The organism is Methanobrevibacter sp., assembly GCF_045116495.1.
GTDB lineage: Archaea > Methanobacteriota > Methanobacteria > Methanobacteriales > Methanobacteriaceae > Methanocatella.
Genome location: NZ_JBGULU010000082.1, coordinates 1 through 4,343 on the forward strand (window position 1 = coordinate 1; position 4,343 = coordinate 4,343).

The window sequence follows — 4,343 nt, forward strand, 5'->3', positions numbered from 1 at the left end:
AAAACACAACCCAAAACGGACAAAACAACAATAACAACCAAAACACAACCCAAAACGGACAAAACAACAATAACAACCAAAATAACAATAACAACCAAAATGGTAATGTTACCAAAGACAAATCAAAAACCAAATCCAAAAAAGTGAAACCTAAACTAATCTCCGCCAAAACAAAAAAATTCAAAGCAAAAACAAAAACAAAAAAACTAACCATAACCCTGAAATATAAAAACAAAAAAATCAAAAACGCAAAGCTGACACTAAAAATAAAAGGAAAAACAATAAAAGCAAAGACCAACAGCAAAGGAAAAGCAATATTTAAAATAAAACTAAACAAAAAAGGCAAATACAAAACAACAATCAAATATAACGGAAACAACAAATACAAAAAAATCAGCAAAACCATAACCATAATCATCAAGTAGAGAATAAGTTCTCTACTTTCTTATTTTATTTTGATTTGATTTTAAACTCCATAAAATCATTTTTTAAAATCCTGTTTTTCTTTTTAAGCCCAAAAAATCTAATTGATCACGATCCCTACCACCCACCATCAAAAATGATTGGACAAATATTGGATTTTCAACAAAATGTATAATAGTTTGCTCAATTAATATTAAATTGAGGAAGTAACATGTGGAATGATTTTGGAGAGTATATTCTTAGTGAAGCCGGAACCGGCAGGGTAAAGATTGCAGAGGTCGGTGTGGGAAAATTCGACAAGATTGCAAATATGCTATCGGAATGGGAAAACATCACACTGATTAAAACCGACATCGTTCCAAAAGACACCACAGTAATAAAAGACGACATTACCAATCCCGATTTGGACATATACAGGGACGTTGACATCATATATTCAATCAGACCTCCGAGCGAACTTCAGCCATACCTTGTAAAGCTGGCGCTTGAAGTGGATTCGCAGCTGATAATCAAACCCCTTACAAACGAAGATTTAAATACTGGTAGAGTTAAAATGAAATTAAAAAATTTCAAAAAAGCAAGCTTTTACACATTAAGGTGATGTTATGAGTGACATATTAACCAAATACGAAACATCAATTAATGGACTTACAGCCAGTGAAGTTCAAAAAAGACAAACCAAATATGGATTAAACCATATCGAAGAAAAAAAGCCAACACCACTAATAATACTATTTTTATCCCAATTTGCAGACATTCTAATTGCGCTTTTAATCATTGCAGCCATCGCATCATTTGCAATCGGCGACATTATTGATGCGGGAGTAATTTTACTTGCAGTTTTATTGAATGTCATCATGGGATTCATCCAGGAATACAGATCCATGCGTGCAGTCGAAAGCCTGAAAGGTTTAATTACCAAAACAGCCATTGTAAAAAGAGATAATGAAATCAATGAAATTAACGCTGAAGAGCTTACCATTGGAGATATTGTAATTTTAGAAGAGGGCCTTAAAGTACCCGCAGATTTGGAACTTATTGAAACAAAACGTTTGAGCTGTGATGAATCCAACCTGACAGGAGAGTCTGAAGCAGTTAAAAAAGAGGCCAATGATACATTATACATGGATTCGAATATTCTTTCAGGAAATGCAGTTGGAGTTGTAAAAGCAATCGGAATGCAAACTGAAATCGGAAAAATTGCCGGCATTGTGCAGGAAGAAGATGAGGAAACTCCACTTGCAAAGCGTGTCGGAAGACTTGGAAAAATCCTATCTGCAATAGCAATTGTTGTTTGTATTGCAATTTTCATATTAGAATTATTAAAAGGAATTCCAATTGTGGAAACATTCATGACTGCCGTTTCACTAGCCGTTGCTGCAATACCTGAAGGACTTCCTGCAGTTCTGACTTTAACACTTGCACTTGGAATGAATGAAATGGCAAAGTCCAAAGCAATTGTCAAAAGGCTGCTTTCTGTAGAGACATTAGGATCATGTACAGTAATCTGTTCTGATAAAACAGGAACATTAACTGAAAATAAAATGACTGTTGTTGAGAGTTTTTACACAAATGAAGACAAAACACATCTGATTGGTAAATTGTGCAATAATGCAGTCATATCACACAATGAAATCATAGGAGACCAGACCGACGGCGCTATATTAAGATATTGTAAAGGTCATGATTGCGATTTGGAAAGGGTGGATGAAATCCCTCTTGACAGCAATCGTAAAATGATGACTACTATACATAGATTAGACAATGGAAATAATATTGTTTTATCAAAAGGTGCTCCAGAAATAATTTTAGATAAGTGCAAATACATAGATGATGATGGAAATATTGAAATGCTTGAAGCTGAAACCAAGGAAATGATACTTGAAAAAGTTGGCGAAATGAGTGGTCATGAATTGAGAGTAATAGGATTTGCATACAAAATCAGAGATGAAAGTGAAGATGAAACAGATCTTACATTTACAGGACTTCTGGGTCTGATGGACCCTCCTAAAAAAGATGCAAAAAAAGCCGTCAGCGACTGTATCAATGCAGGAATTGACGTTGTAATGATTACAGGAGACCATGAAAAAACAGCATGTGCAATCGCAAGGGAACTGGGAATCCTGACAAACGGTAAAATAATAACCGGAGCAGAACTGGAAGAGCTCAGTGAAGAAGAATACCTGAAAATTGCAAAAGACATTCAGGTCTATGCAAGGGTAAAGCCGGCACAAAAAATGAGAATCGTTGAAGCTTTAAAGAAACTGGACAACATTGTTGCAATGACAGGTGACGGCGTAAACGATGCGCCTGCACTTAAAAAGGCATCAATTGGAGTTGCAATGGGTGACGGAACCGACGTTGCAAAGGAAGCTTCAGACATGATACTTCAGAATAACGACTTTACAACAATCGTCAAAGCCGTTGAGGGCGGAAGAAAGATTTATGACAACATCAAAAGATTCGTAAAATATCAGGTTTCCACAAATGTCGGAGCAATACTGACAATTGTCGGAACTTCACTTTTGAATTTGCCTCTGCCGTTCAATCCGGCACAGCTTTTATGGTTAAACATCGTAATGGACGGACCTCCCGCACAGATGCTGGGTATCGAGGGAGCCGAAAGGGACATAATGCAAAGACCTCCCGAGACAGGAGACATTCTGACCAAAAATACATTGCTTCAGATATTGTTCCTGGGTCTTGTAATGGCAATAGGAACAATAGCGGTATTCAGCTGGAAGATATACGGTGGGGCGGATACCAAAAATGCAATGACAGTTGCATTCACATTATTTGTAGTTTACCAGCTGTTGAATGCATTCAACGGAAGGGCAAACTCAGAAAAATCAAGCAAATTTTTATATTTGGGAATTATAATATCATTCCTGCTTCAATTATTAATCCTGTACATTCCACAACTGCAGATAATCTTCAGAACAACCCCCATTGGAATCATGGACTGGATTGTGATTGCACTTGTGGCATCAACAATACTTATAGCTCAAAAGATAATGGACAAGGTGATGAAATGAAGATTTTTTTATTAGGCGGTACAAAGGATTCGACAAACATCATAGAACACATAAAGGAAAATTATGATGCATTTATCCTAACTACAACAACCACCGAATATGGTGCAAGGCTGGCAAATGAAGCCGGAAGCGATGATACAATAGCCCGTCCGCTTCTAAAAGATGAGATAACTGAAATCATTAAAAGAGATGACTTTGACATTCTGATTGATGCTACCCATCCATTTGCAGAGCACATCACACATACCTCAGCAACTATCGCCAGTGAGCTCAAAATGCCGTACATCCGCTTTGAAAGACCTACCACCAACCTTGAAAATATCGATACATCACACATACATTACGTAGATTCGTTTGATGATGCCGGAAACATGATAGCCAGCAAATTTCTTAAAGGAAATGTGTTGCATTTTGCAGGAGCCAACACCATGGCAGACATTGTAAAACACGTCAGTGTCGAGAGATTCTATCCAAGAATTCTGAAGGTGAAAAGCTCAATTGAAAAGTGCAGTGAACTTAACATCAATCCCGAACATATCATTCCAATGACCGGAGCCGCCACAAAAGAAGAAAACATTGATCTGATTGAAAAATATGGCGCAAGCGTTATGATTACCAAGGAAAGCGGAGAAATCGGAGGGGTCATTGAAAAAATCGAAGCTGCAAATGAAAAGAATATTGCAGTTATAATGATAAAAAGACCAGAAATAGATATCTTAAATAAAAATGATGTTGTTAGTAATCTAAACGAATTAGATTACAAATTAAAAAACTTTTTTTAAAAAATAGATTATAAGAAAACGCCGAGACTGGGATTTGAACCCAGGCGAGGGAAACCTCACAGGATTTCAAGTCCTGCGCCTTACCAGACTAGACTATCTCGGC

The 4,343-nt window shown here is 36.8% G+C and carries 4 protein-coding genes and 1 tRNA gene; 4 read left to right on the forward strand and 1 reads right to left on the reverse strand.

The features are described from left to right. The 4 genes from ACJMLH_RS04215 to cobK all read left to right on the forward strand — a co-directional run. A partial coding sequence (locus tag ACJMLH_RS04215; RefSeq protein ID WP_405275029.1) for a hypothetical protein occupies positions 1-425 on the forward strand: 425 nt, incomplete at its 5' end. A 209-nt stretch (positions 426-634) separates the two neighbouring features. Next, positions 635-1,024 (forward strand): UPF0146 family protein, encoded by a 390-nt coding sequence (locus ACJMLH_RS04220; protein ID WP_405275031.1) that lies wholly within the window; start codon positions 635-637, stop codon positions 1,022-1,024. 4 nt (positions 1,025-1,028) lie between these two features. Continuing rightward, positions 1,029-3,458 (forward strand): cation-translocating P-type ATPase, encoded by a 2,430-nt coding sequence (locus ACJMLH_RS04225; protein ID WP_405275033.1) that lies wholly within the window; start codon positions 1,029-1,031, stop codon positions 3,456-3,458. After that, a complete protein-coding gene (gene cobK / locus ACJMLH_RS04230) occupies positions 3,455-4,240 on the forward strand; it encodes a precorrin-6A reductase (protein ID WP_405275035.1) in 786 nt (261 codons plus the stop codon). The genes ACJMLH_RS04225 and cobK overlap by 4 nt, the downstream gene beginning before the upstream one ends. A gap of 19 nt (positions 4,241-4,259) precedes the next feature. Here the strand turns inward: cobK and ACJMLH_RS04235 are convergent. After that, positions 4,260-4,343: transfer RNA gene (locus ACJMLH_RS04235), tRNA-Ser, on the reverse strand.